The 22,879-nt window shown below is 68.6% G+C and carries 34 protein-coding genes; 31 read left to right on the top strand and 3 right to left on the bottom strand.

The genetic code is table 11. From position 1 onward, the window contains the following. Positions 1-91 precede the first annotated feature (91 nt). The 3 genes from K1J57_RS27000 (at position 92) to K1J57_RS26990 (ending at position 2,044) form a co-directional block, all read left to right on the top strand. Complete coding sequence (locus tag K1J57_RS27000) at positions 92-436, top strand: DUF6221 family protein (RefSeq protein WP_220561527.1); 345 nt, start codon at positions 92-94, stop codon at positions 434-436. Continuing rightward, on the top strand, positions 424-1,131 hold the full coding sequence (locus tag K1J57_RS26995; RefSeq protein WP_220561526.1) for a hypothetical protein: 708 nt from the start codon (positions 424-426) through the stop codon (positions 1,129-1,131). The genes K1J57_RS27000 and K1J57_RS26995 overlap by 13 nt, the downstream gene beginning before the upstream one ends. Positions 1,132-1,252: 121 nt before the next feature. Then, complete coding sequence (locus K1J57_RS26990; protein WP_220561525.1) at positions 1,253-2,044, top strand: hypothetical protein; 792 nt, start codon at positions 1,253-1,255, stop codon at positions 2,042-2,044. A gap of 36 nt (positions 2,045-2,080) precedes the next feature. On the opposite strand, the gene K1J57_RS26985 is transcribed toward K1J57_RS26990, so the two are convergent. Then, a complete protein-coding gene (locus tag K1J57_RS26985; protein WP_220561524.1) occupies positions 2,081-2,296 on the bottom strand; it encodes a hypothetical protein in 216 nt (71 codons plus the stop codon). A gap of 109 nt (positions 2,297-2,405) precedes the next feature. On the opposite strand from K1J57_RS26985, the gene K1J57_RS33755 reads away from it, so the two are divergent. The 7 genes from K1J57_RS33755 (at position 2,406) to K1J57_RS26950 (ending at position 4,839) form a co-directional block, all read left to right on the top strand. Further along, positions 2,406-3,005 carry a hypothetical protein gene (locus tag K1J57_RS33755; RefSeq protein WP_255646630.1) on the top strand — a complete coding sequence of 200 codons (600 nt, stop codon included), beginning with the start codon at positions 2,406-2,408 and terminating at the stop codon, positions 3,003-3,005. A gap of 30 nt (positions 3,006-3,035) precedes the next feature. Then, positions 3,036-3,194, top strand: coding sequence for a hypothetical protein (locus K1J57_RS26975; protein ID WP_220561523.1), 159 nt, complete (start codon positions 3,036-3,038; stop codon positions 3,192-3,194). Continuing rightward, positions 3,191-3,436, top strand: a complete 246-nt coding sequence (locus K1J57_RS26970; RefSeq protein WP_220561522.1) for a hypothetical protein — start codon at positions 3,191-3,193, stop codon at positions 3,434-3,436. Before K1J57_RS26975 ends, K1J57_RS26970 begins: the two co-directional genes overlap by 4 nt. A 67-nt stretch (positions 3,437-3,503) precedes the next feature. Next, entirely contained in the window at positions 3,504-3,908 is a 405-nt protein-coding gene (locus K1J57_RS26965) for a hypothetical protein (protein ID WP_220561521.1), read from the top strand. Between the two features lie 132 nt (positions 3,909-4,040). Further along, the gene (locus K1J57_RS26960) at positions 4,041-4,334 is read left to right on the top strand and encodes a hypothetical protein (RefSeq protein WP_220561520.1); all 294 of its coding nucleotides are present in this window, start codon (positions 4,041-4,043) and stop codon (positions 4,332-4,334) included. Between the two features lie 18 nt (positions 4,335-4,352). Next, positions 4,353-4,580 (top strand): hypothetical protein, encoded by a 228-nt coding sequence (locus K1J57_RS26955; protein ID WP_220561519.1) that lies wholly within the window; start codon positions 4,353-4,355, stop codon positions 4,578-4,580. Positions 4,581-4,695: 115 nt separating this feature from the next. Beyond that, positions 4,696-4,839: a hypothetical protein gene (locus K1J57_RS26950; RefSeq protein ID WP_220561518.1), complete on the top strand. Its 144-nt coding sequence runs from the start codon at positions 4,696-4,698 to the stop codon at positions 4,837-4,839. 57 nt (positions 4,840-4,896) lie between these two features. Here the strand turns inward: K1J57_RS26950 and K1J57_RS26945 are convergent, their stop codons facing one another. Further along, entirely contained in the window at positions 4,897-5,301 is a 405-nt protein-coding gene (locus K1J57_RS26945; RefSeq protein WP_255646628.1) for a hypothetical protein, read from the bottom strand. A gap of 52 nt (positions 5,302-5,353) precedes the next feature. Here K1J57_RS26945 and K1J57_RS26940 point away from each other — a divergent pair, with 52 nt between their 5' ends. From K1J57_RS26940 to K1J57_RS26920, 5 genes are all read left to right on the top strand, one after another. Beyond that, on the top strand, positions 5,354-5,941 hold the full coding sequence (locus tag K1J57_RS26940) for a hypothetical protein (RefSeq protein ID WP_220561517.1): 588 nt from the start codon (positions 5,354-5,356) through the stop codon (positions 5,939-5,941). Further along, complete coding sequence (locus K1J57_RS26935) at positions 5,886-7,181, top strand: PBSX family phage terminase large subunit (protein WP_220561516.1); 1,296 nt, start codon at positions 5,886-5,888, stop codon at positions 7,179-7,181. The genes K1J57_RS26940 and K1J57_RS26935 overlap by 56 nt, the downstream gene beginning before the upstream one ends. After that, entirely contained in the window at positions 7,178-7,369 is a 192-nt protein-coding gene (locus tag K1J57_RS26930; protein WP_220561515.1) for a hypothetical protein, read from the top strand. The genes K1J57_RS26935 and K1J57_RS26930 overlap by 4 nt, the downstream gene beginning before the upstream one ends. Positions 7,370-7,410: 41 nt before the next feature. After that, positions 7,411-7,626: a hypothetical protein gene (locus tag K1J57_RS26925; protein WP_220561514.1), complete on the top strand. Its 216-nt coding sequence runs from the start codon at positions 7,411-7,413 to the stop codon at positions 7,624-7,626. A gap of 291 nt (positions 7,627-7,917) precedes the next feature. Then, entirely contained in the window at positions 7,918-9,261 is a 1,344-nt protein-coding gene (locus K1J57_RS26920) for a phage portal protein (RefSeq protein ID WP_220561513.1), read from the top strand. On the opposite strand, the gene K1J57_RS26915 is transcribed toward K1J57_RS26920, so the two are convergent. Beyond that, positions 9,258-9,536 (bottom strand): hypothetical protein, encoded by a 279-nt coding sequence (locus tag K1J57_RS26915; protein ID WP_220561512.1) that lies wholly within the window; start codon positions 9,534-9,536, stop codon positions 9,258-9,260. The two genes, K1J57_RS26920 and K1J57_RS26915, sit on opposite strands and share 4 nt — an antisense overlap. 96 nt (positions 9,537-9,632) lie before the next feature. On the opposite strand from K1J57_RS26915, the gene K1J57_RS26910 reads away from it, so the two are divergent. From K1J57_RS26910 to K1J57_RS26835, 16 genes are all read left to right on the top strand, one after another. Further along, positions 9,633-10,301 carry a hypothetical protein gene (locus tag K1J57_RS26910; protein ID WP_220561511.1) on the top strand — a complete coding sequence of 223 codons (669 nt, stop codon included), beginning with the start codon at positions 9,633-9,635 and terminating at the stop codon, positions 10,299-10,301. Between the two features lie 13 nt (positions 10,302-10,314). After that, on the top strand, positions 10,315-11,385 hold the full coding sequence (locus K1J57_RS26905) for a major capsid protein (RefSeq protein WP_220561510.1): 1,071 nt from the start codon (positions 10,315-10,317) through the stop codon (positions 11,383-11,385). A gap of 1 nt (position 11,386) precedes the next feature. Then, the gene (locus K1J57_RS26900; protein ID WP_220561509.1) at positions 11,387-11,587 is read left to right on the top strand and encodes a hypothetical protein; all 201 of its coding nucleotides are present in this window, start codon (positions 11,387-11,389) and stop codon (positions 11,585-11,587) included. Positions 11,588-11,602: 15 nt separating this feature from the next. After that, positions 11,603-12,001 (top strand): hypothetical protein, encoded by a 399-nt coding sequence (locus tag K1J57_RS26895; protein ID WP_220561508.1) that lies wholly within the window; start codon positions 11,603-11,605, stop codon positions 11,999-12,001. Further along, complete coding sequence (locus K1J57_RS26890) at positions 12,001-12,369, top strand: hypothetical protein (protein WP_220561507.1); 369 nt, start codon at positions 12,001-12,003, stop codon at positions 12,367-12,369. Before K1J57_RS26895 ends, K1J57_RS26890 begins: the two co-directional genes overlap by 1 nt. A 3-nt stretch (positions 12,370-12,372) precedes the next feature. Next, on the top strand, positions 12,373-12,753 hold the full coding sequence (locus K1J57_RS26885; RefSeq protein WP_220561506.1) for a hypothetical protein: 381 nt from the start codon (positions 12,373-12,375) through the stop codon (positions 12,751-12,753). 8 nt (positions 12,754-12,761) lie between these two features. Next, on the top strand, positions 12,762-13,049 hold the full coding sequence (locus K1J57_RS26880) for a hypothetical protein (RefSeq protein WP_220561505.1): 288 nt from the start codon (positions 12,762-12,764) through the stop codon (positions 13,047-13,049). Further along, the gene (locus K1J57_RS26875) at positions 13,042-13,320 is read left to right on the top strand and encodes a hypothetical protein (RefSeq protein WP_220561504.1); all 279 of its coding nucleotides are present in this window, start codon (positions 13,042-13,044) and stop codon (positions 13,318-13,320) included. Before K1J57_RS26880 ends, K1J57_RS26875 begins: the two co-directional genes overlap by 8 nt. Position 13,321: 1 nt before the next feature. Next, entirely contained in the window at positions 13,322-13,777 is a 456-nt protein-coding gene (locus K1J57_RS26870; protein WP_220561503.1) for a hypothetical protein, read from the top strand. Positions 13,778-13,863: 86 nt separating this feature from the next. After that, positions 13,864-14,682, top strand: a complete 819-nt coding sequence (locus K1J57_RS26865) for an Ig-like domain-containing protein (protein ID WP_220561502.1) — start codon at positions 13,864-13,866, stop codon at positions 14,680-14,682. Between the two features lie 83 nt (positions 14,683-14,765). Then, entirely contained in the window at positions 14,766-15,131 is a 366-nt protein-coding gene (locus K1J57_RS26860; RefSeq protein WP_220561501.1) for a hypothetical protein, read from the top strand. A 122-nt stretch (positions 15,132-15,253) separates the two neighbouring features. Continuing rightward, positions 15,254-15,574: a hypothetical protein gene (locus K1J57_RS26855; protein ID WP_220561500.1), complete on the top strand. Its 321-nt coding sequence runs from the start codon at positions 15,254-15,256 to the stop codon at positions 15,572-15,574. A gap of 12 nt (positions 15,575-15,586) precedes the next feature. Continuing rightward, positions 15,587-19,087 carry a hypothetical protein gene (locus K1J57_RS26850; protein WP_220561499.1) on the top strand — a complete coding sequence of 1,167 codons (3,501 nt, stop codon included), beginning with the start codon at positions 15,587-15,589 and terminating at the stop codon, positions 19,085-19,087. Next, positions 19,080-19,958, top strand: coding sequence for a hypothetical protein (locus K1J57_RS26845; RefSeq protein WP_220561498.1), 879 nt, complete (start codon positions 19,080-19,082; stop codon positions 19,956-19,958). The genes K1J57_RS26850 and K1J57_RS26845 overlap by 8 nt, the downstream gene beginning before the upstream one ends. Positions 19,959-19,967: 9 nt before the next feature. After that, positions 19,968-20,978 (top strand): hypothetical protein, encoded by a 1,011-nt coding sequence (locus K1J57_RS26840; RefSeq protein WP_220561497.1) that lies wholly within the window; start codon positions 19,968-19,970, stop codon positions 20,976-20,978. Positions 20,979-20,989: 11 nt separating this feature from the next. Next, positions 20,990-22,879, top strand: coding sequence for a hypothetical protein (locus K1J57_RS26835; protein ID WP_220561496.1), 1,890 nt, complete (start codon positions 20,990-20,992; stop codon positions 22,877-22,879).

Raw genomic sequence — 22,879 nt, 5'->3', positions numbered from 1 at the left:
CCTGACGTCGGGGGCGGCCCGCTCCCGCCCCGACACGTACCAGGGCACGCCGAACACGTCTACCATTCGCATAGCGCACACAGGAGGTCAGATGGGCATCGTGGAATTCCTCAACGCCCGCTACGACGAGGAAGATCGGCTCGCCGACGACATGCTCGACTACCAGAAGCACCGAAGCCGAAGCGGTGAGATCGACCCCATCGACGTCCACGATCCCGCCCACGGCATGTGGGTGTACGACGACGACCGCATGCACAACACGATCGCCATGGACGAGGTCCGCCTCAAGCGCGAGGTTGCGGCCAAGCGGGGAATCCTGGCGTTCTTCGAGCGCGCCGACGGCGACTCGGCATGGTGGTACGAAGACGCAGTCCTGGGTCAGCTCGCTGCCGTGTACGCCGACCACCCCGACTACCGGGAGGCGTGGAAGCCGTGACCGTCACTGATCTTCCCGCCCCACCCACACCTGCGCAGCAACTCGATACTGCCGAGCAGCAGGCGTCCGAGGAGTTGCACGCCATCATCGCCGCTGCCGTTGCCGCCGGGATCACCGGGGCCGCGCTCCTCGCGATCGTCGCGCCGCTCATGAACGCCGTGTCGCGTGCCGCGCAGACGGGCTGGACGATCGGGACGCGGATCGCCATGAACGCCGCCGTGGGACAACGGATGGGGCGCAACGCCTACTTCGCCGAACCCCTCCCCACCAGCGTGGAAGCGGACGTGGCGGCGGTCGTAGCCGACGCGGCACAGCGGGTCGATGCCGCACACACCGGACGGCCCACCGGGGGAGTGCCCGTCACCCCCGCCACCCCGGAAGTGGAGCTCGCTCGGTTTCAGCGGCGGATGGTGCGGCTGGCCGTCACCAAGATCCACCAGGCCGCATCCGCCGCCACCTACAGCTACACGCGCTGGTTGGGCCTGGACCTCGAATGGGTCACCCGCAGGGACGGCAAGGCGTGCGCGGTGTGCACAGCCATGAACGGGCAGCGCATCGGACCGGGGAAACGCTTCACCCCGCCCATCGGGCGCGGCATCCCCCGCAAGCTGTGGGCCGGATTCCAGGGGCTCCCACCAGCACACCCATCGTGCCGGTGTCGCCCTCTGCCGAGAGAGCCCCGCCCCCGCACATGAGAAGAGGGCCCGCGTCCCCCGACAGCGAGCCCTCTTCAACCCCCGTAGAAGTTCCCGGTCCCAGGCTGTGGAAGGAACGAGTCTCTACAGGTCAAAGTCTAGACCGACCTTGGGGGACCCGATGACGCTTTCCTGCCGCCTCTGCGCCGCCGACATCCACCACGGCACCGTGTGCGCACCCTGCATTGGCTCACTCGCCGCCGACCTGCGAGCCCTCTGGGCGACCGGAGACCTCCACGGCCTGGACGTGGACCTCGACATCACCATCGCCCGCATGGACGTCCGCCCCCGCAGCGGCAACGGCGGCAAACCCTCCGAGGCGCCCCTCCTCATCAACGACGCCGCCAGCGACATCCGCCGCGACCTCCACACCTGCCTCTCCGGCTGGTGCCGGATCCTCATCGACGACCACGGCGCACCCGCTCCCGCGGACACCATCGCGGCCATGGCCCGGCTGTTGCACGCGAACATGGACATCGTCCGTGTCGCCGAGTGGGGCGACTCGGCAGTGGAGGAGATCCGCTCGCATGTCGCCCGGGTGCGGCACATCGTGAACAGGCCCGCCGAGCGGGTGTTCGCCGGCCTGTGCCCGGACTGCTCGAACCCGGTGTACGCGCCGGCCGACCGCACGTGGGCGCGGTGCCGTGTGGAGGGCTGCGAGGGGCGTGTGGACGACATCGAGGAGCGGCGGGAGGAGTCTGTCCGGGCGGCCCGTGTGGCGGCTCCGGAGCGCAGGTTGTCGGTCGCTGAGGCGGCGATGGCGGCGCGTGCGATGGGGCACGGGGTGACGGACCGGGGGATCCGCAAAGCAGTCGCCGAGGGGCGCATCGTGCCGGTCGCGGTGAAACCCCGGTTGGTCGTCCGGTTGGGGGATGTGCTGGGGATGGCGGCGAGGAAGACCCGGGTGGCGTGAGCAAGAAGGCCCCCGCCGGAAGGGCGGGGGCTCGGGTCAGCTCTTTCGGCGACGCGCCTTCTGGGCTTCGACGATCTCGGGCTTGAGGATGCGCCGGACGGTCTCCCTGCTGTAGCCGCTTTTCTCGATGATCTCCGTCTGGGGAACGCCTTCCTTGGCGACCTCTTGGAAGGCGCGAGTGCGCTCCTTCTCGGCCTGCTCGATCGTGCGGTTGTACTTCTCCACTGCTCGGGTGATCGGGTGTGTGCTCATCTCTCCATGATGCCACGCATGTTGGGCACGAACCACATGCCTAACGTGTTGACGTGCCACGCATGTTGGGCCTAGAGTGTTAGTCATCAGCACGAGCGAGGGAGCGGACATGGACACGAACCAGATCGACAAGGCAGTCAGCACCCGAGCCCGCGTCCGCATCAACGGGCGCAACGGGTGGGCCAAGGGCGCAGAAGGCATCGCAATCGGCTTCCGGAGCCTCTACGGCAATATCAAGGTCGGCTTCGCGGACGCCGCCGGGAACTACACCGGCGAATACACGATGGTCCACTACACGAACGTGGACATCATCGAGGACGAGGACACCACTCAGCAGCCCCGGACCACGAAGACCACGGACCGCCGACGCCCCACCGTCACCGAAGCCCGCATCAAGAAGGCGATGCGCCGGCTCCAGCGGCAGGCCGACACTCAGGCTCGCAACGCCGCCCACGCCGCCCACCGGGCCGAACGCCACACCATCGCGTCGCACCTGCGGGCGCTGGGTGTGGACGATGCGACCGCCACGGGCATGGCCGCGACCCTCCGCAAGAAGGCCACCCACGGCGTCAAGGGCTACGCGCTCAAGGACGGTGTGCGGCGCTCTTGTGTCCGCTACACCCGGGGGCAGTTCGTCGCCCTGCTGGCCGCGTACAAGCCCCGCAAGAAGGCGTTCCAGGACGCCCGCGCCCACGCACTCGCCGCCTGACCAACCAGCACCAACCGAAAGAGGACCCGCATGGCCGACGACCGCTTCCACATCGACCTGTCCGAGGACTCCAACGCGGACATCACCGAGACCATCACCCAGGCCGTCGCGGCTGGCGGGTCGCTGCACATCACCGACTACGACGGGCGGGTCGCCGTCTACCACTGGCACTCCGAGGAGATCTCATGACGACCACGATCGAGGACCGGTACTACATGGAGGACATGGCCGCCCCCGACCCCGTCACCGACACGTGCCTGCGACCCATCACTCGGCTCGGCTACCTCGTCGACTGCGGCATGCAGCTCGCCGACGACGCCGAATGGGACGAGGTGTACTGCCCCTGCGACCTGCTTGCCGTGAACAGCGGCGATGCCGACTACGCCGAGTACACGGCGATCCGCGAGGACAGGCGAGAACGCGCCGCATGAGAGCGGCCCGCCAGGAGGTGGAGCTCCGGCGGGCCTGTGGAACCCCAGCCAGCAAGCAAGGAGAACCATGACTGAGACTATCGCCCCCAGCATCGCGCCGCCCTCACCCGCACGCGCTGGTGAGCCGCACGTGAACGCCGCTCTGGATCGGATCGTCGGTGAGGCCGGATGGCTCACCCCCTCCCAGTTCGCCGAGGTCATCCTCCGCGCGGGGATCGTCGGAGTCCGCGACAGCATCGACGAGGGGCCGGTGGGCCTGTGGGTCATCGACCGGCTCCAGGCGGAGGGTATCGACGCCCGCGCCTATGCCGGGATGTCCACGATCACCGTGTACGGGCCCCGTGGCGGGCGGCTGGTCGTCCTCGGGCAGGTGCGCATCCCCGACGGGCACACCATGGACGCGCTGGAGCGGGAGGTCACCGACGGGGAGTGGCCGGAGCTGGTGCGCGGCGGGTACGACGACGAGCGTTGACCTGCATGTTCAACCGTTAGGTTGCACAACTTGACTCAGTTCCGTATTCTGTTTCTAAGATTCGGAGAATCGCTATAAAGACTTGAGGCCCGGCGGCGGAAGCCCCGGGCCTTTGTTGTGCCCGGAGGTGTTTTGGCCACCAACGTGCAGCTCGCGCAGCAGGCCCAGGACTCCATGCGGGCGGCGAAGCGCTTCAACGCGATCGTGGAGCTGTCCACGGGCATCGAGTGGGCGACCTCCAGCGGCGAGGCAGTGCGCGTCGCACCCCACGGCGACGGTTGGGGCGTGTTCAGCAGCGGCGTGCTGTGGGGCGCCCGAGGTAACGCGTCGGCTGCCGTGGACCTGGCGGCCCGCATCCTGCCGCCTGCTGACGCTGACCTCGCGGCGCTGCTGACGTGGACCGCGTGCGGGAAGCCCCGTATCTGAACGTGTTCGGAGGTGTCCATGAAGGCCGACCACGCGCGCATCCGAGAGCTGGAGCACTGGCACGCCCGCCGCGACTGCGAAGAACACGGCCACCTGTATCCAGAGGACTACACGCTGCCCCCGGGCGGAGTCGAGGTCATTGAGAGGCGTCCGTTCGGCTACAAGACGTCGATCCGGATCATCAACGGCGGACCCTCCTGCACACGGTGTGGCACCACATTGCCCGTCGAGACGCCCACCCACTGATCGTGCCCGGCGCATCGTCCCCGCGCCGGGCGCACCCCTCAACCTCCCAGGAGACACCGTGATCCGCTTCGACAGGACCCCCAGCGCGAACGTCCTTCCCGCAGAGAACACGCAGGTGAGCGGACGCGTACTCATCGAACTCATGGACAACGGCCCCGAAGTCGCGGCGGAGTTCACCGCTGACAACCTGGACGAGTACAACGCCACCCTCGTCCGAACCTTGCGCGCGCTCGCAGACGAGATCGAGAACCCCGCCTGACCACCCCCGGATCGTCCCGGTCGCTCTCGCTGGGGGGTCGGAGCGACCGGGACCACCTCACCACGGATCCGACTCCAACAACGGCTCCGTGTTCTCCTGACACCACGGCACCATCAACTCCACAGCCGCATCCGTGTCACCCATGTGCTCCAACGCGATCTCCCGCAACGCAGGCTCCGCATCCTCCTCCAACGCAGCAGTGTTCGCCTCCATGCCCAGGATCACGATCTGCGCCTCCTCGTGAGGCTCCAAGTTGTCCGCGTTGACGTACACGTCCCGCAGCCGCAGCGTGTCACAGATGGACTGGGCGGAGCGCGGGTCCACCTCCACCGACGGCGACGCGGACGGCGACTCCACAGCAGCAGGCGACGGCGACTCCGACGGCTCCGCTTCCTCGGGGGCCTGCGACGCACACCCGGACACCACCAGCACCGCGACAGCGGACCACACCAACAGCCTCATCACACACCTCCAGTAGGGGGAGCGCCGGAGCGGGCGACGCGAGACCAACAGTGTGACACCGGAACCGGCGGGAGGTGAGGGGGTTGTGGGGCGCGGCCAACGCATCGACGACACCAAACGCGCAGCCATCATCTCCGACATCCGCGCCGGCGGAACCTGCCGAGGCATCGCCAAAAAGCACGGAGTCAGCCCCGGAAGCGTCGCGAACTTCGCCAAAGAGGCTGGTCTGAACGACGCTTTTGAACGTACAAGCACAGAGAACGCCACGCGCGCGAAACAGGCCGACAACCGGGCTCGGCGCGCACAGCTCGCCTCCGACCTCCTCTCCGACGCCGAACGGCTCCGCAAGCAACTGTGGGAGCCCACGACCATCGGGGCGTTCGGTGGCCGTGACGGCGAGTGGCACACCGCTGAGGTTGAAGAGCCGCCGTTCGCGGACAAGCGGGCGATTCTGACCTCTGTGCAGACGGCGGTGCGTGCGTCCGCTGAGCTGGAGAAGGTCGATGCGGCCAACTCCGCTGACGGGGCGAAGTCGATGTTGGGCAACCTGTTCGCGTCGGTGAAGCAGGTGTGGGAGGCGGAGCGTGCTGGAGAGCCTCCCTCTGAGCCGGAAGCAGTTGGAGAGCGTCGCGACGAGTGACGCGTCGGTCAACATCTGGGACGGCGCCATCCGCTCCGGGAAGACCATCGCAAGCCTGTTGCGCTGGTTGTTCTACGTGGCGGAGGCCCCGCACGGCGGCGAGCTCGTGATGATCGGCCGCACCCGTGAGGCCATCGGCCGTAACGTCATGGGCCCGCTCCAGGACCCGGCCTTGTTCGGGGATTTCGCCGACCAGGTGAAGTACACGACCGGAGCGCCCACAGGAACCATCTTGGGCCGGCGGGTGCATGTGATCGGCGCGTCGGACGCGAAAGCGGAGAAGGTGATCCGCGGTATGACGGTGGCCGGCGCGTACTGCGACGAGGTCACCGTGCTCCCCGAGGACTTCTTCACGCAGCTCCTTGGTCGCATGTCGGTTGAGGGCGCTCAGCTGTTCGGGACGACGAACCCGGACAGCCCGTCGCACTGGCTCAAAGTCAAGTTCCTGGACAAGCTGGACCAGTTGCCGCACTGGCGGTACTGGCGGTTCACCATGGACGACAATCCGGCGCTCAGTGAGGACTACAAGGCCAGGAAGCGCATCGAGTTCACGGGGCTCTGGTTTCGGCGTTTCATCCTCGGGGATTGGGTCGCTGCTGAGGGCGCCGTGTACCCGATGTGGGACCCGGACCGGCACGTCCTCCCGTGGGGGGAGTTGCCTCCGTTGCAGCGGATCATGGCCGCCGGCGTCGACTACGGCACCACCAATGCCTCCAGTGTCCTGCTGCTCGGGTTGTCCGATGAGCGTGACGAACGCGGCCGCGACCGGTCCCGGCTGGTGCTCGTGGATGAGTGGCGGCACGACCCGCGCACTGGGGCGCCGCGCCTCACCGACGGGCAACTCTCGGACCAGGTGCGGGCTTGGCTGCGCACCGCACACCACCCGAAGCAGGTGGGGATACCGGTCGAGTACGTGGTGGTCGACCCGTCCGCCGCGAGCTTCCGGCTCCAACTCCATCAGGACGGGTTGGCGTCCACCCCGGCGGACAACGACGTGAACCGCGGTATCGCGCTCACGGCGACGCTGCTCGCTGAGGGGCAGCTTGTGGTGGCGGACCGGTGTCGTGGGTGGACGAACGAGGTGTCGGGCTACTCGTGGGATGACAAGGCGACAGAGAAGGGCGAGGACAAGCCCGTGAAGGTCGCCGACCACAGTCTGGACGCCAGCAGGTACGCCCTCGCGACCACGGAAGCACTGTGGCGCTCTGCGCTCCCCGACCCGATTGGACTGGCAGCATGACCGAGCACGACACCACCCCCGAAACCCAGATGCCGACCTTCCGAGAGACGGTCACGCTCGCGGCGGCGACTCTCGCTGAGGCGCGGTCGTGTGCTGGGCTCCAGCCCGCTCCGCAGCTCGTGTCTGTGGCGGACTCGTACATGATGCTCGCGCAGATCCTGGACCGGCGCGAGCGGGGCCTCGAATGAGTCACCCTCCCGAGTCTCTTGAGCGGGTTGCTCAGCGCGCCGTGGAGAAGTTCCACGGGGCGCTCGGTGAACTCGGAGAGCAGCAGTGGCAGGCGTACATCTGGAAGCGTCTCGCCGTGTCCCTGTTCGAGCAGGTCGAATCCCTCACTGGGGCGACCGAGGTCGGCGTCAGCCTGGACCCGTCGATGCCGTGGCCGGACGTCACCCTGACGGTCACGCCAACGTCCGCGAAGCTCTCCCGCAGCAACTCCAAGTGACAGCAGTGCGGGAATCCCCGGGCCTGATGACTACCGACCGTGAGGGGGTGGGGCATGCCGCTCCCTGACTCGTCCGTGCCATGGCCCCCCAAGGACACCGACCTGCCCCGCGCCTACTACGACGAATGGGGCGCATGGTACGGAGGCTCGGCAGAGGAACTGTCCGCTGTGTACGGCGGCGGAGGATCCCGGCTCCGGCACTTCCCGACACCGCGCCCCTCGCAGTATCGCGGCGGGGTAGTCGGTGCGGCGGCCCGCTTCTGGTGGGGCCGACCGCCCAACCCCGAGCAGATGCCCACCCGCATCCACGTGCCCATCGCCGGGGACATTGCCACCACCAACGCCGAACTCCTCTTCGGTGAAGCGCCCACCCTGGTCGCTGAGGACGAGAAAACCCAAAAGCGCCTGGACTTCCTCATGTCCGAAGGCGGCCTCGGCGCGGTTCTCCTTGAAGGCGGCGAGGTGTCATCGCCCTACGGCGGCGTGTACCTGCGCGCGTCATGGGACCTCGCTGTTGCCGACCATGTGCTCGCGGACGCGATCATCCCCGACTGCGTCGCCCCCGAATGGCGGGCTGGACGCCTGGTCGCCGCCACCCTGTGGAAGGTGCTGGAGGAACGCGACGACGGGCGTGTGTGGCGACACCTGGAACGCCACGAATCCGGCAGGGTGTACCACGGACTGTACGAGGGGTCCCGTGACCAGCTCGGCCGGAAGCTTCCGCTGGCAGACCGGCCGGAAACCAAGGGCTTCAAGGTCGACGCCGATGGCGGCATCGACACCGGAGCGACCGGGCTCGCCATCGTGTACGTGCCGAACATCCGCCCCAACCGGCTGATGCGCGGATCCCCACTCGGACGCTCCGACTACCAGGGCGCCGAACAGCTCATGGACGCCCTCGACGAGGCGTACAGCTCGTGGATGCGTGACGTGCGGCTGGCGAAGGCACGTCTGATCGTCGCTGACTCCTATCTGGATACGCACGGGCGCGGCAAAGCGGCGACGTTCGACCTTGAGCGTGAGGTGTTCACCGAACTCAAGGGCCTTCAGGGGGTTGGCGATAAGTTCACTGACCTCATCAAGGAAGTGCAGTTCGACATCCGTGTTGACGAGCACGAGCGCACCGTCCAACACCTTCTGGAGCAGATCGTCCGCGCCGCCGGGTTCAGTGCTCAGACCTTCGGTGAGTCCGGGGACTTGGCGATCACCGCCACCGAAGTGCAGCACCGGGAGCGGCGCACCTTCGCGACACGGGACCGCAAGATCGGGTACTGGCGACCCGAACTCGCGCGCTTCGCGCTGGTGCTGCTGGAGATCGATAAAGCCCAGTGCAAGGCGGACGTGACCCCACAGAGGCCCACCGTGGAGTGGCCTGACGGTGTGCAGGACGCACCCGAGGCGACCGCGCGCACTGTGGAGCTGCTGACCCGGGCCCGCGCCGCCTCCGACGAGGTCAAGGTGCGGATGGTCCACCCCGACTGGGACGACGACCAGGTCGCCGAGGAAGTTCAGAAGATCCAGGACGAGAACCCGATCGTCGACCCGCGGACTGTCGCTGGCCTCGTCAACGGACAGGACCCCGAGGACGACGAAGGCGCCGGCGAGGACGCGCCGGCGCCTGAAGGGGACCGCTAGAACGTGAAGCCTTCGTCGCTCGGCGGATCGTCGTTGTGGTGCGGCCCGGTCAGGTTGTCGTCCGTGCCGCCCCATCCGGTGCCACTGACGGCGTTCCATGCCGTAGGCCCGTAGACGAGCACCACCCACGAGGAGTCCAGGCCCCTGCTGTAGTCGGGCGTCTTGATGATGCGCAGCGCCCCGCTGGGGTGGATGTCATACCGGTAGCTGCCGCGTTCCCGGTCGTCCCGGAAGTGGCGTTCAGCCCCGTTGCTCTGGATCACTTTCACAGCCATGCGCCAACCGTAGTCCCGCGCCCCGACACATGGGGGCGTTTCGCCCATCCACGCTGAGGCCACCCGGGCGGTGGCCTCTTCGCATTTGGAGACCACATGTCCGACGAGCAGCAGGGCCAGGCGCCCGAAGCCGCCGACACCACCCAGCAGCACGCCCCCACCGGCCAGCAGGACACCACCAAGCAGGAGACGCAGGCCGTCCCCGAACGCGTGGAAGACCTGCCCGAGTGGGCGCAGAAGCTCATCAAGGACACCCGCAAGGAGTCCGGTGACCACCGCGTCAAGGCCAAGGAGTACGAGTCCAAGCTGACTGCGGCCGAACAGGCCCGACAAGACCAGCTGGATGCGATCGCTCAGGCCCTCGGGCTGAAGGACGCTGACAAGCCTCCGTCGGTGGATGACCTCACCGAGCAGCTCACCGCAGCTCAGCAGCAGGCGCAGGAGCGGGAGTCCGCTCTCCGTCAGCTCACTGTGGAGCGCGCCGCTGAGCGTGCGGCCCGTGAGCACGGCGCGGACGTCGACACCCTCCTCGACTCCCGCACCTTCGCGAGCAAGCTCGCAGACCTAGACCCCGCGGCGGACGACTTCGCCGCGACCGTGAGCGACCTGGTCAAGCAGACCGTCGACTCCAACCCCAAGTACCGGGTGGCCCCGGCGGCCACCTCCAGTAGCGCGGACTTCTCCAGCGGGCCTGGTGAAAAGCGCACCTCTCGCCCCACCGGCCTCTACGACGCCGTGTCCCGCACCATCGGGCCCGGCCGCTAGGAGATAGATCCCGATGCCTCAGACGCTGGCTCAGGCCCAGCTCAACACCCAGGACGACATCTCGTATGCCGTCATCGACAACCTGCGCCGGTACAGCTGGCTGCTCGACCAGATCGTGTTCGACGACACCGTCACCCCCGGCACCGGCGGCGGGTCCCTGGTGTACGGGTACACGCGGCTCCTCGCCCCCCGCGGCGCGGCGTTCCGTGCGTACAACTCCGAGTACACGCCCACCGAGGCGACCCGTGAGCGGGAAACCGTCGAACTGAAGCCCCTCGGTGGCAGCTTCGAGATCGACCGTGTGCTCGCCGAGCTGGGTCAGGCGTCCACCAACGAGCTGACGTTCCAGATGCAGCAGCTCCTCACCGGTGTCCGCGCCAAGTTCCAGCAGGAGCTCATCAACGGCGACACCGCCGTGGACGCGCTCGGTTTCGACGGCCTGGACAAACTCCTCGTCGGCAGCTCCACCGAGTACAACCCGCTGGACGAGGGTGAGACCGACGGGTACGTCGACTGGACCCCCGGCACCATCAACACGCAGGCGCTGGCGATGTCCGCCCTGGACAGGCTGGATGACTGGCTGTCCCGTATCGTCCCGTCCACGACTGGTGGCGGTGACCTCGGCGCCCCGGGTGCGCTCCCGCCCGGAGTGAAGGCCATCCTGGGCAACACCACGTCCATTACCCGTGTGCGTGCGCTCGCCCGGTGGGCGGGCATGTACACCCAGTCCCGTGACGACCTGGGCCGCCAGGTGGAAATGTACGGGCCGTGGACGCTGGTGAACATCGGCGATGACATGACTGGCGCCTCCCCGATCATCCCGATCGAGTCCCGTGATGCTGACGGCGCCGGCGCGGGCGGCAACATCACCGGTCTCACAGACCTGTACGCGGTGTCGTTCGGTCTGGACTCGTTCCACGGTGCGTCCGTGGCCGGCCGTGGCCTCGTCAGCACGTACATGCCGCCGTTCGACCTGCCTGGTGCGGTGAAGAAGGGCGAGATCGAGATGGGCCCGGTCGCCGCCGTGCTCCGCAACGTCAAGTCGTGCGGTGTCATGCGGAACATCAAGGTCACGGGGGCCTGACATGGCTGAGTTCAAGGTGACTGCGCCTGACGAGGGCTTCTCTGGTGAGGTCGCGGGCGTCGTGTTCTCCAAGGGCGCGGCGACCGTGGACAGCGACGACAACCGTGCCGCTCTGGCGTACTTCCGTCGCCGCGGCTACAAGGTCGAAGGCGGCGAGCAGCCGAAGCGGACCGCCTCCCGCGCCAAGAAGACCGACGAGTAGCAGAGGGGGTGTCCCGTGGTGCTGGTGTACGCGACCCCGCAGGAGCTGGCCGCCTGGCTGGACCTGACGGATCCGCCTGCGGGTGCGTCGCTGGCGCTGCGGGACGCCTCCCTCATCGTGGATGACCTGCTGGTCGGTGCCGTGTACGACACGGACGCCGACGGTAGGCCCACGGATCCTGCGGTCGTAGAGGCGCTGCGGGACGCCACGTGTGCGCAGGCGACCTTCAAGCCGAAGGGCACCAACCAGCCGTCCGAGGGCGGGAAGGTGGCGTCGGTGAAGGTCGACAAGGTGTCCAAGTCCTACGCGGTGTCCCCGACGACGGGCGCGGTTGTGGACGACCCGGTGTCGTCTCAGGCCGTGTCGATCCTGCGTCTCGCGGGTCTGGTACCTGCGCATCCTCGGGTGGTGTGATGCTGCCGATCATCACGGATCAGGTGTACGTGCTGCGTCCGCCGATCGTGAAGGACTTGTACGGCAACGAGTCCAGGTCCACTAAGGACTGGTCGGCAGCTGTGCGCACGGGCCCTTTCGACGCGTGTGTGCAGCCGGACAGCGCCACCTTGGGTGCGTCGCTGGCGACCAAGGAAGAGCGAAGGGGCGGCCGTGAGCAGCGCAGCCAGTCCATCCAGGTGTTCCTCAACCCCGGGGTGGACGTTCTCGCGACGGACGGCCTGGAGATCAACGGCGTCGTCTGGCAGATCAACGGCGACCCCTTCACCCTCCCTGACGTGGGCGGGATCGGCCACATGATCCTCAAGGCCGACCGGATCGAGGGGTGAACCATGGGGCGTGTCCAACTCAACCAGCAGGTCATCAACCGGCTCGGCAGCTGGGGGCCGGTGGACGACGACATCCGCGACCGTGCCCGCCGCGTGCAGGCGATGGCCAGGGGGCGGGGCCCGATCGACACCGGCGACTACGTCCAGTCGATCGACACCGAACGTCTCCAGCCGCACGGGTGGCGGGTGATCGCCCGTGACCGCAAAAGCGAGTGGATCGAGTACGGGACCAGGCCGCACGAGATCCGGCCGCGCAACAAGAAGGCGTTGTGGTGGCCCGGCGCCCCGCACCCCATGGCTCGCGTCATGCACCCTGGCACCCGGGCCACGCATAATCTCGCCGAGGCGCTGGAGTTGGCGGCGCGCGGCACCACACACACCTAGGAGCAGCAATGCCGCACGTCAAGATCGGCTACCCGCACAAGGGCAAGGACGGGTCGTCCCGCCAGCCCGGCGACATCGTGTGGGTGGGTCCGCAGGAAGCTCGCGACATCATCGCCGGAGGCAAAGGCAAGGAAGTCAAGCTCTCGCCGGAGGAGATCGTCGAACTCCAGCGCGCCGCTGACAAGGCAGCCGCAGAGAAGGAAAAGGCGACCAAGCCCAAGGCTGCGGCGAAGCCCGCACCCGAGGCACCGAAGGCGGACACCAAGGCGCCGGCGCGGAAGCCGTCCGATGGGTGACCTCCCCGTCATCCGAGTGGAGCGCTACGGCGACGAGCAGCGCGTCCTGGTGGACGGCAAGCCGCTGGCGATCGCCGTGGACGACGGCATCAGGATCATGTCCGCGCCCGGGTATCCGGCGGGTATCAACGTGACGATCCTGGCGTCCACTGTGGAGCTGACCGACTCGAACGCTCCCAGGGTGTCCGACGAGGACAAGCAGAAGGTCGCCGCGTATCTGGACTCGAAGGCTCCGCCGTCGTCCTGGAGGCCCAAGCCGCGCGGGGGGTGACATGGCCCTGCCCGTCATCCTTTATCCGGACGCCGAACTGGTCGTCACCACGTGGCTTCGGGGGCGCCTCGGAGCCCATGTCGGGCACGTGTGTACCGACTTGCCGGTCCCGGACCGTTTCCCGGCGCTGCTGCCCATCGTGCAGGTGAACCGGCTCCCGTCCCCGCCTGCTGATCGCCGCGTCCACGACATCGCCCGCATGCAGGTCGTGGTGCGCGTCGCTGAGTCCACGGGACGGCCCGGCCTCAACAGCTTGGCGGGTCTGGTGGGCGCGCACTTCGCTGTCCTCGGTGGCTCCCAGGTGACCATCCCCGCGACCGATCACACCCCGGCCGGACCTGCGACCGTCGGGTGTGTCCGACGCCAGACGAACCCGTCCGCATACCCGGACACGAACACCAACCTGCTCGCCGCGTCCTTCACCGGTGAGCTGTATCTGAGGCCCTTCCGGGTCTGACCTGCCCACGTCTCCAGCCCCGCACCACACGGTGACCGGGGCTTTTCCGCATGCCCACGCCAGGGCTGAAAACCCCAGGAGGGGACATGGCGGACAACGTCAATGCGATCCGCGCATTCGGAACCGACGGCGGCAAGTGCTACGTCGCACCCATGGGCAGCACCCTGCCCACCGGCCTGGACCCGTTCGGCACCGAGTGGTGGGACCTCGGCGCGATCGACCCCACCGGCTTCAATGAGGCGTATGAAGAAGAAAGGAACGAAAAGAGGCCCTTGGGGTACAAGAGCCCTGTTCGTACCGACATCATCTCGGTGACCAAGACCATCACCACCCCGCTGTGGGAAACCAACCCCTACACCCAGGCCTTGTACGACGGCGTGGACCTGTCGGACATGGTGGAGCTCCCGGGCGGCATCCTCACCTATCCGGTGCACCGGCCGACCGGTCAGCGCCGCTACATGCTCGCTGTGGATACGTTCGACGGCACCAACCACGAGCGGACCGTCGCGGCGATCGCTGAGGTCACCAGTCGTGGCGAACGCCCGAAGAACGCCGAGAACGTCACCGCGACGTCGCTGACGTGGACGATCTACGAGGCGAGCGATGGCCTCATGTTCAACCGATACTTCCTGTCCGACGGCATGTGGCTGCCCGTGGAGTCCATGGAGATCGGCGGAACCGCGACCGTCGCCGTCGCCGCGACCACTCAGCTCACCGCGACCGCCACGTACTACAACGCCACCAGCGACGACGTGTCCGCGGACGCCGACTGGGACACCTCCGCGCCCACCATCGCGACCGTCGACTCGGACGGCACCGTCACCGGCGTGACCGCTGGGACCGCGACCATCAGCGCCATGTACCGGGGCGTCACGGACACCCTGTCGGTGACCGTCACCGCCTGATCCAGACCGGTGGGCGGGGTCCCGGGCAGGTGCCCCGTCCACCTATCACCTACCTGCCCACCAACCTGCCCTGAGGAGTAGTTGTGGCCGCACGCCAGCCCGCCAAGAAGCCCGCCGCCCCGTCCGTTCCCGCTGGAGCGGTGAAGGTCGTCGACCTACCCGACAACAAGGCCGCGCAGGTCAACGAGGCAATGGAGGAGACCGTCCCGTTCGTGATGTCCGACGGAACCGTGTTCACCTTCAAGCCGCCTGTGGACTGGTCGTACAACACGGACTTCGCTTTCGTCCGAGGAGACATCGTCAACTGGGCTCGCGGCGCCCTCGAAGACCCTGAGCAGCTCGAAGCGTTCCTTGACGCTCCCGCCCGCGCCGTGGGCCGGATCATCCGCTACTACGACGACCGGGCCGGAGTCACCCGGGGGGAAGCCTCCAGCTCCTCGCCGTCCTAGAGGAGCACCCTCGCGAGGTCGAGCTGGACCTGCTGGATCGCGGTTATGACCTGGTCGACTACTACCGGGGCAAGCTCAGCTTCCGGCGGATGGTGCTGCTGGTCATCCACGACATGTCCCGCATGCCCCGCACACGGGCGGCCCTTCAGGGGCTCGATCCGGGGCGTCCCTGGGACGAGACCAATAGCCAACTCGCCTTGGTGGACTCGCGGCTCCAGTACCTTGCGCGCATCCTGTGGGTCGGCCTGCACCTCAAGGACGAACCTCCGGCGATGCGCCTCTACCCGGTGCCCACATCCAAGAAGGACGCGACGGAGTCGGAGCAGCAGACCCGCAGGCCGGACCCGCGCAAACAGGCGTACCTGGAGCGGTTCGCGCCCCCGAAGCGGCACCTGACGCTGGTCAAGCCGCCGCCGGAACACGAGGCACCACCAGAGCAGTAGAGGGGGTGTCCGATGCCGGATGCCGGTCAGGTATGGGTCGACGTACTCCCCGACCTCAAGCGTTTCGGCCCCCGCCTGCGCGCCGAACTGAAGCGCCACGCCGACAAGGGCATGGACGTCCCGGTTGGACTCGACTCGGCTAAGGCCAAGTCCGAACTCGCCGCTTTCAAGCGTCAGCTCAACGAGGTCGGACGTCAGGCCGTGACCGTCAAGGTGTCCGCGAACACCCGGTCCGCATTGGCGTCCCTGGTGGGTGTCGAGAAGGCCATCGACCGGATCGACGGCCGCACGGTCAACGTCAAGGTCAACACCACCGGCGGGACCGTCGCGGCCCCGACCGCGCCCCGCACCGCACCGGCATTCCCCAGTGGTGGCGGGGGCCGGACCGGGCTGGCCGCGTTCGGACAGGGCCAGCAGCAGTTCTCCGACGTCTCCCCGGCCGGGGTCCTCGCGATCACCACCCTCATCCCGCCGCTGATCCCCGCCGTCGGCGCGCTCGCCGGCGGGCTGGGCGCGGTCGCATCCGGGTTCACCGCGGCCGGTGTGGGCGCGGCCGGGTTCGCTCTGGCGGCGATCCCCGCGATCCAGGAGGCCAGCGACGCCACCGGCGACCTGACCGCCTCGCAGGAAGAGTTCAAGGACGCCATGGGCGGGCTGACCGCCTCCTGGCGGCAGTTCCGCGCGGAGACCGACCGGCCCGTCCTCCAGGCGGCCGCGGACGGTATCGGCGTTGCCAGCACGGGCCTGCGGCTGCTGACCCCGGCGACGCAGCGCACCGCGCAGGCCCTGTCCACCCTGTCGGAGGAGGCTGAGGAAGCGCTCGGCGGCCCGCGGTGGACGAACTTCTTTGCGTTCGTGGCCCGGCAGGCCACTCCGTCCACGCTGACGTTCGGCCGGTCCATCGGCAACTTGACCAGCGGCCTTGCCGGTCTGGTCATGAACATGGAGCCGCTCTGGAACGAGGTCGCGCCAGGGCTGGAGAACCTCACCGCGCGGTTCGCCGCGTGGGGCCACGAAACGGAGAACTTCCAGGGTTTCATCTCGTGGACCTTGGAGAACGGGCCCACGTTCGTGGATCTCTTCGGGTCCATCGCCGGTGCGGCGGTCGACGTGGGTGTCGCCCTCGGGCCTCTGGGTGTGGTGTACGCCGAAGGCCTTACCGCGCTGGCCAGCGCCCTGTCGGCGGTCGCGGAGAACGCCCCGTGGCTACTCCGGCTCGCCGTCGCCGCACTCACCGCCCGGTCCGCGATCCAGCTCCTTGGGTACGCGAATCAAGGCCTCATCCAGCCGATGCGGGAGCTGCCCGGCCGGATCCGTGAGTACGCCACGAACCTCACCACCGCAGGCACCTCGGCGTCCGGTGCCGCAGCCGGTGCGGGCCGGTTCCGTACAGCCCTGTCCGGTGTCACCGGCGCCCTGGGCGGCCCGTGGGGCATCGCGATCACCGCCGGGATCGCCGCCCTGGGCCTGTTCGCCGCAGCCAAGTCCAACGCCGCCGCGAAGGTCCGCGAATACGCCGATGCCGTGCGCGAGGACTCTGGTGTCATCGGCGAGAACACCCGCGCACACGCCATCAACAGCCTCGAAACCGAGGGTGTGCTGGAGCAGGCCGAACGCCTCGGCGTAAGCCTCAACCAGGTGACCGACGCCGTCCTCGGAGAGACGGGCGCTCAACGGCGCCTCAACGAGGAACTGGACCGGCAGATCACCGCCCTGGATGACGCTCTCCAGGCGCGGGAGATCACCGAGGAGCAGTACGCCAAGGACCACCGGGCGATCGAGGCCCTGCGAGAGTCGATCAACGGCGAGAACGCCGCGATCAATGAGTCCGTGGGCTCGTACCAGCGCAAGACCGAGGCGATGGGGGAGGCCCAGGGGGCTCAGGAGGGCGTCAACCAGGCGATGCTCGACGGGGCGTTCCTGGCCCGCGACCTGAAAACTGCCCTGGACAGCCTCACCGGGACCACCGTCGGGATGACGGAGGCCGAGTCGAACTTCCAGGCCGCGATCGACGCCGCCACGGAATCGGCCGCCGACAACGGCGCCACCCTGGACTTGAACACCGAACAGGGGCGCGCGAACGAGGCCGCTCTGCGGACTCTGCGGGACACGATCAACGAGAACACGGAGGCTGTCCGTCTGAACGACGGGAGCATCTCCGAGCAGATCGCCACCCAGGCTCGTGGTCGCGAGGAGTTCGTCAGGGCCGCTCGTCAGATGGGGCTCACCGCGCAGGAGGCGGAGGATCTCGCTGACGAGTACCTCGGTATCCCGTCTAATGTGCGGACCGCGATCGAGGTGAATTCGCGGGGTGTGTGGTCCACACAGCCGCACCAGAACACCTCGCACATGTCGCCGTCGAACGGGCAGTCGCAGTTCTATGCCGAGGGCGGCGCGGTCCACGGACCGGGGACTGCCACCTCCGATTCGATCCCGGCGTGGCTGTCCGATGGTGAATTCGTGCAGCCCACCCACGTCGTGGACCACTACGGCGTCGGATTCATGGAGGCCCTCCGCCAGAAGAAGATCCCCAAGGGCGGCATCCCCGGATTCGCGAAGGGCGGGTGGGTCACCAAGGGGACGGGTAACACGGCGGCGGAGATCGTCAACGATCACCGCCTGGACGTGCGGGAGAACTACGCCCGCCTGGTGAGGATGCTCATCGGGTCCATCGGCGACAGCATGGCGGAGGACTTCAAGAACTCCGCACGCGGGCCGATGGGTGTTGTGCAGTTGGCGGAGGCGTCGCTCGGTAAATACCCCGAGTCGAACGGCAACAACGTCAACGCGATTACCCGCTGGTTCGGAATGAATGGCGCGCCGTGGTGCGCGATGTTCATTAGTTGGTTGTTCGCGCAAACGGGTGCTTCCCGCGCTTTGGGTGGCGCGGCGAGAACGGCATGGACCGGTGATTACTACGGGTCGGGAATGGCCCGCACCAATTCGCCGCAGCCGGGCGACGTGGCCGTGTACGGGACCCGGCACGTCAACCTGATCGCCTCTCAGGGCGGCGGCCGTCGGATCGGCGGCAACCAGTCCAACAACGTGACCGCGGCCCCTTACAGCGGGGGCGCGATCTTCCGGCCGATGTGGGACCGGGTCGGCTACGCCGGCGGCGGCCTGGTGTCGATCGCGGACATCTTCTCCCAGGACCGGGAGGAGGACCACCGGGGCGGCATGTCACCGCTCGTGCGCACCATCCGGGAGATCAGCGGCTACGCCAGGGGCGGTGTCGCATCCGGTCTCGCCGTGGTGGGGGAGCAGGGCCCGGAACTGGCCTACTTCGCGGACCCGGCACGCATCTACTCCAACGCCGAGTCGCAGCGGATGCTCGCCACCGCAGCGAAGGTGACCGCCACCAGCCGCGGCGGGGACGGGGCGTCGGCCCCGCTGGTCGGGGCGATCAACGCCAGCCTGCATTCGGCGGACGCGACCGTCCAGGAGATGGCCGAGGAGATCACCCACTCGCTGCGGGTGGCGCTCAAGGGCGGGAGGTTCTCCGGCGATGGCTGACCTGGCGGAACGCCAGTACGAGGTGGGTGGGGTTGTCTTCGGCGACCTCACCCCCATCCAGTCCGACGACATTCGCATCGGCGACACCGAGGTCCGCACCGACGACCGCGACAGCCCCGGGGTGGACGGCTCCCAGATGGGGCGGGACTACCGGGACGGGCGCACGATCGGCCTGGACCTGTGGTCGAACGTCCACACCGCCGGGGAGATCCGCGGCGCGTGGGCGGCCCTGAAAGCCGCCTGGTCCGCGGACACCGCCCGGTTGACCCCGCGGGAGGTGGTGCCGTTCCGGTTTCGGCTGGAGGGCTCGACCACGGTCGTGGTGTACGGGCGGCCGCGCCGGTGGGCGCCGGCGTCGCAGCGCCAGCGCGGCACCGGCCTGACCGAGGTCGTCGCGGACTTCCGCACCGTCGACCGGCTCTTCTACAGCGACGTCGAGAAGCAGGTCGCCTTGACCCTCGTCGCGGACGGCGGCGGCGGCATCACCTGGCCGGTGACGTGGCCGATCACGTGGGCGCCGGGCGGGGAACGCCAGGACGCCGTGGTCAACGGCGGCGATGAGCCGACGTGGCCGGTGATCACCATCCGAGGGCCGGTCGCCCAGCCCGAGATCGAGCTCGTCGGTACCGGCCGCAGCTTGCGGTTGGACATGACGGTGGCGTTCGACCGGGCCGTCACCATCGACACCCGCCCGTGGGCGCGCACCATCCGCGACGACAACGGCGTGTCCTACCGGCACACCGCGAAGGGCGCCGCCTTGGCGGACTTTCAGCTCCCGGTCGGGCAGACCGTGCTCGCGTACCGCGGCACCGACATGTCCGGCCAGTCCTCATGCACTGTCTCGTGGCGCGACGCCACCGAAAACCCCTAGGAGGCTCTGGTGGCGTTGCAGCTCGACTCGTGGGCGGTCGCCGGCGCGCAGTCGTCGGCGCGGATCGCCCGTCTTCAGCTCCAGTCGGGGACCCGCTCCGGCAACGGCATCGTGGAGTCCGGGGACCTGCTGGTCCGCGAGCTCGCGGTGCCCGGCACCAGTGTGCGGGTCTCCTCCGGGGCCGCGGTCATCCTCGGCAAGGAGGCCGCGTTCCAGGGCAGCTACTACGCCCACAACATTGGCGACGCGACGGTGCCGATCTCGGCGACCGGCTCCGGCGGCGGGCGTACCGACATGGTCGTGTTGCAGGTGGAGGACCCGGGGATCGACGGCACCCCGTGGACGCACGACCCCGCCGTCGATCCCGTCTACTACTTCCGGGTGATCGAGGGGGTGTCCTCCACAGCGACCGAGCCGCCGTCCGGGCTGACCGCGATCCCCCTGGCGCGGATCACGATCCCCGCCAGCACGTCGACGATCACGAACTCCATGATCACGGACCTTCGGCAGATGCTGAATCCGAGGATCCACACCGAGGTCCGGGTCCAGAAAGGCCAAGGGCTCGCGGACGGCCGCTTCGACGAAGCGGACTTCACCAGCGACTACGAACGCTGGCCCCAACACGACTGGACCGTCACCATCCCCTCGTGGGCGACGCAGGTGCAGGTCCAGGCGAACTGGAGCAACGTCATGTACCCGCAGCCCGGCGGCACGACCGCGGTCTACGACGCGCGCGGCCTGGTCCGCGTGGGCCTGATCGGTACCGGCGGCAACACCCTCTACACCATGTCGTCGGCGTACAACTTCAACCCCACCTCCGCAACGAACGGCTACCGGTGCAGCATCGGGCTGGCCGCCCAGGCGAACATCCCCACGGCGATGCGCGGCATGACCTGTGACCTGCGCATGTACGCCAAAGCGGACGTCGACATGCTCAACCACTTGGTGGCCGACGGCTGGGCGAACTTCGACGTCACCCTCACGTTCCGCGAGCTCGCCACGCCCGGCGCGACCCTGTGAGGCGGTGAGACGTGCCCTCCCTTGTCGGAGCGACGACGGCCGGCGGCTGGCAGGCCGCCACCACCCTGGCCGTGCCCGCCGGGGTGCGCGCCGACGACACCCTCCTGGCGTGGCTGTCCGCGAACGACCACGCCGCCGTCACCCCGCCCGCGGGGTGGGTGCTGGCGGACTCGATCGTCGGCGGCGACCTGGGCGCGCTCACCGGCGTCTACCTGTACACCCGCACCGCCACCACCGCAGATGCCGCTGACCCGCCGGCGGAGTACACGTGGACGTGGTCCGGGGAGCACTGGCACCACGGCATCTGCGTGGCGGCCCGCGGCGCCGCGACCCTGCCCGCGCTGGCGCTGGCCGCCGACGAGGCCACCGCCGCCCTGCCTCTACCGTCCCTGGACGCGGTGGGCGGGGACATGCTGCTGGGGTTCGGCTACCACTGGGGCACCACCCCGGGCACCGAGCCGACCTTCGCCGGTCTGGACACGGTCGCCACCCAGGACTCGATCCTGGTCGCGGCGATGGACTCGGCCACCCCGGACGGGCCCACCGCGGGGTACGTGTGCACGTCCACCGAGGTCGGGCGGATGGCCGTCGGCGCGATCCTGCTCCGCCAGCCCGCGTGGGAGCCGCTGCCCGCACAGCAGCCGCTGCCTCCGAAGAGCGCCTGGCGGTACTACGCCTTCAACGCGTTGACCGGCGCCCAGTTGGACCCCGACCTGCCGCTGGGGGACGTGCGCATCACCCGGTCCCTGTCCGGGCCCTCGCGGATCACCGCGACGATCGACCCCGAATTCGAGGACCTGCGCACCGCGAACGGCGGCCTGGTCCTGGACGAGTGGCAGACCCTGATCGTCGCCGAAGCGTCCGGGCAGCTCCGGGCGGGCGGGCTGCTGACGCAGGTCGACACCCTGGGGCCGAAGCTGACCCTGGAGATCACCGGCGTGTCCGGGTATGCGGAGGCGCAGCCGATCCGGTCCACCCTGTCCTGGGGCGGGAAAACCGCCGGGCTCACCGGCGCCGGTGTGGACCCGCTGGACGTGGTGCGCCGCATCTGGCAGTACCTCCAGGAGCAGCCCGACGGGAACATCGGCGTCACCCTGGACGCGACAACGACCCCGTACCGGCTGGGCGAGTGGACCGGCGGCATCCGCAAAATCAACGAGAACGGGTCCTTGGGTCCGGCGAAGGAGCTGCACGGGCAGCCGATCCCCATCGACAAGATCTGGGACCCCAAGACGGACCGCAAACCGGTCGCAGCGACCGGCAAGCAGGTGTATTGGCAGTACTCGATCCCGTGGTGGGACGACATCGAGGCCGGGCAGCGCATCACCCAGCTCGGCACCCAGACGCAGTTCGAGTACCTGGAGGAGTACTCCTGGGGCGTCCCGGGCGAGACGGTGGTGCGGCACATCCGCCTCGGCTACCCGCGGCTCGGCCGCCGCCAGACCCGGCTCACGTTCACCGAGGGCGAGAACGTCATCGACCTGGTCCCGGTCCGCCGCGACGGCAGCGACTACGCCAACCTCGTCGTCGTGTACGGCGCCGGCGAAGGCAGCAAGAAGGTCCGGGGCTCCTACTCGGTGCGGGACGGCCGGCCGCTGCGCGCCAAGAGCGTGGACCGCCCGGACCTGACGTCGGCGGCGGCCTGCACGGCGGTGGCCAAGGAGGAACTCCTGCGCTGGTCGAAAATCTCCGACATCACCGGGTTCACGGCGGTCGACCACAAGGCCGCGCCGATCGGGAGCTTCGGGCCCGGCGACGACGTGCTAGTGGAAACCCGCACGGGGTGGACGCAGACCCGCCTGTGGGTGCGCATCACCGACATGACGATCAGCCCCGGCTCGGACGAGGTCGCGGTGACCTGCCGCCGTTCCGACCGGTTCAGCTACCCGGGAGGGGTGTGA

The sequence above is a fragment of the Nocardiopsis sp. MT53 genome, assembly GCF_019598965.1.
In the GTDB taxonomy this organism is placed as follows: Bacteria; Actinomycetota; Actinomycetes; order Streptosporangiales; family Streptosporangiaceae; genus Nocardiopsis; species Nocardiopsis changdeensis.
Note: the sequence above shows the minus strand (reverse complement) of the source record. Positions and strands in the feature narration are given on the sequence as shown.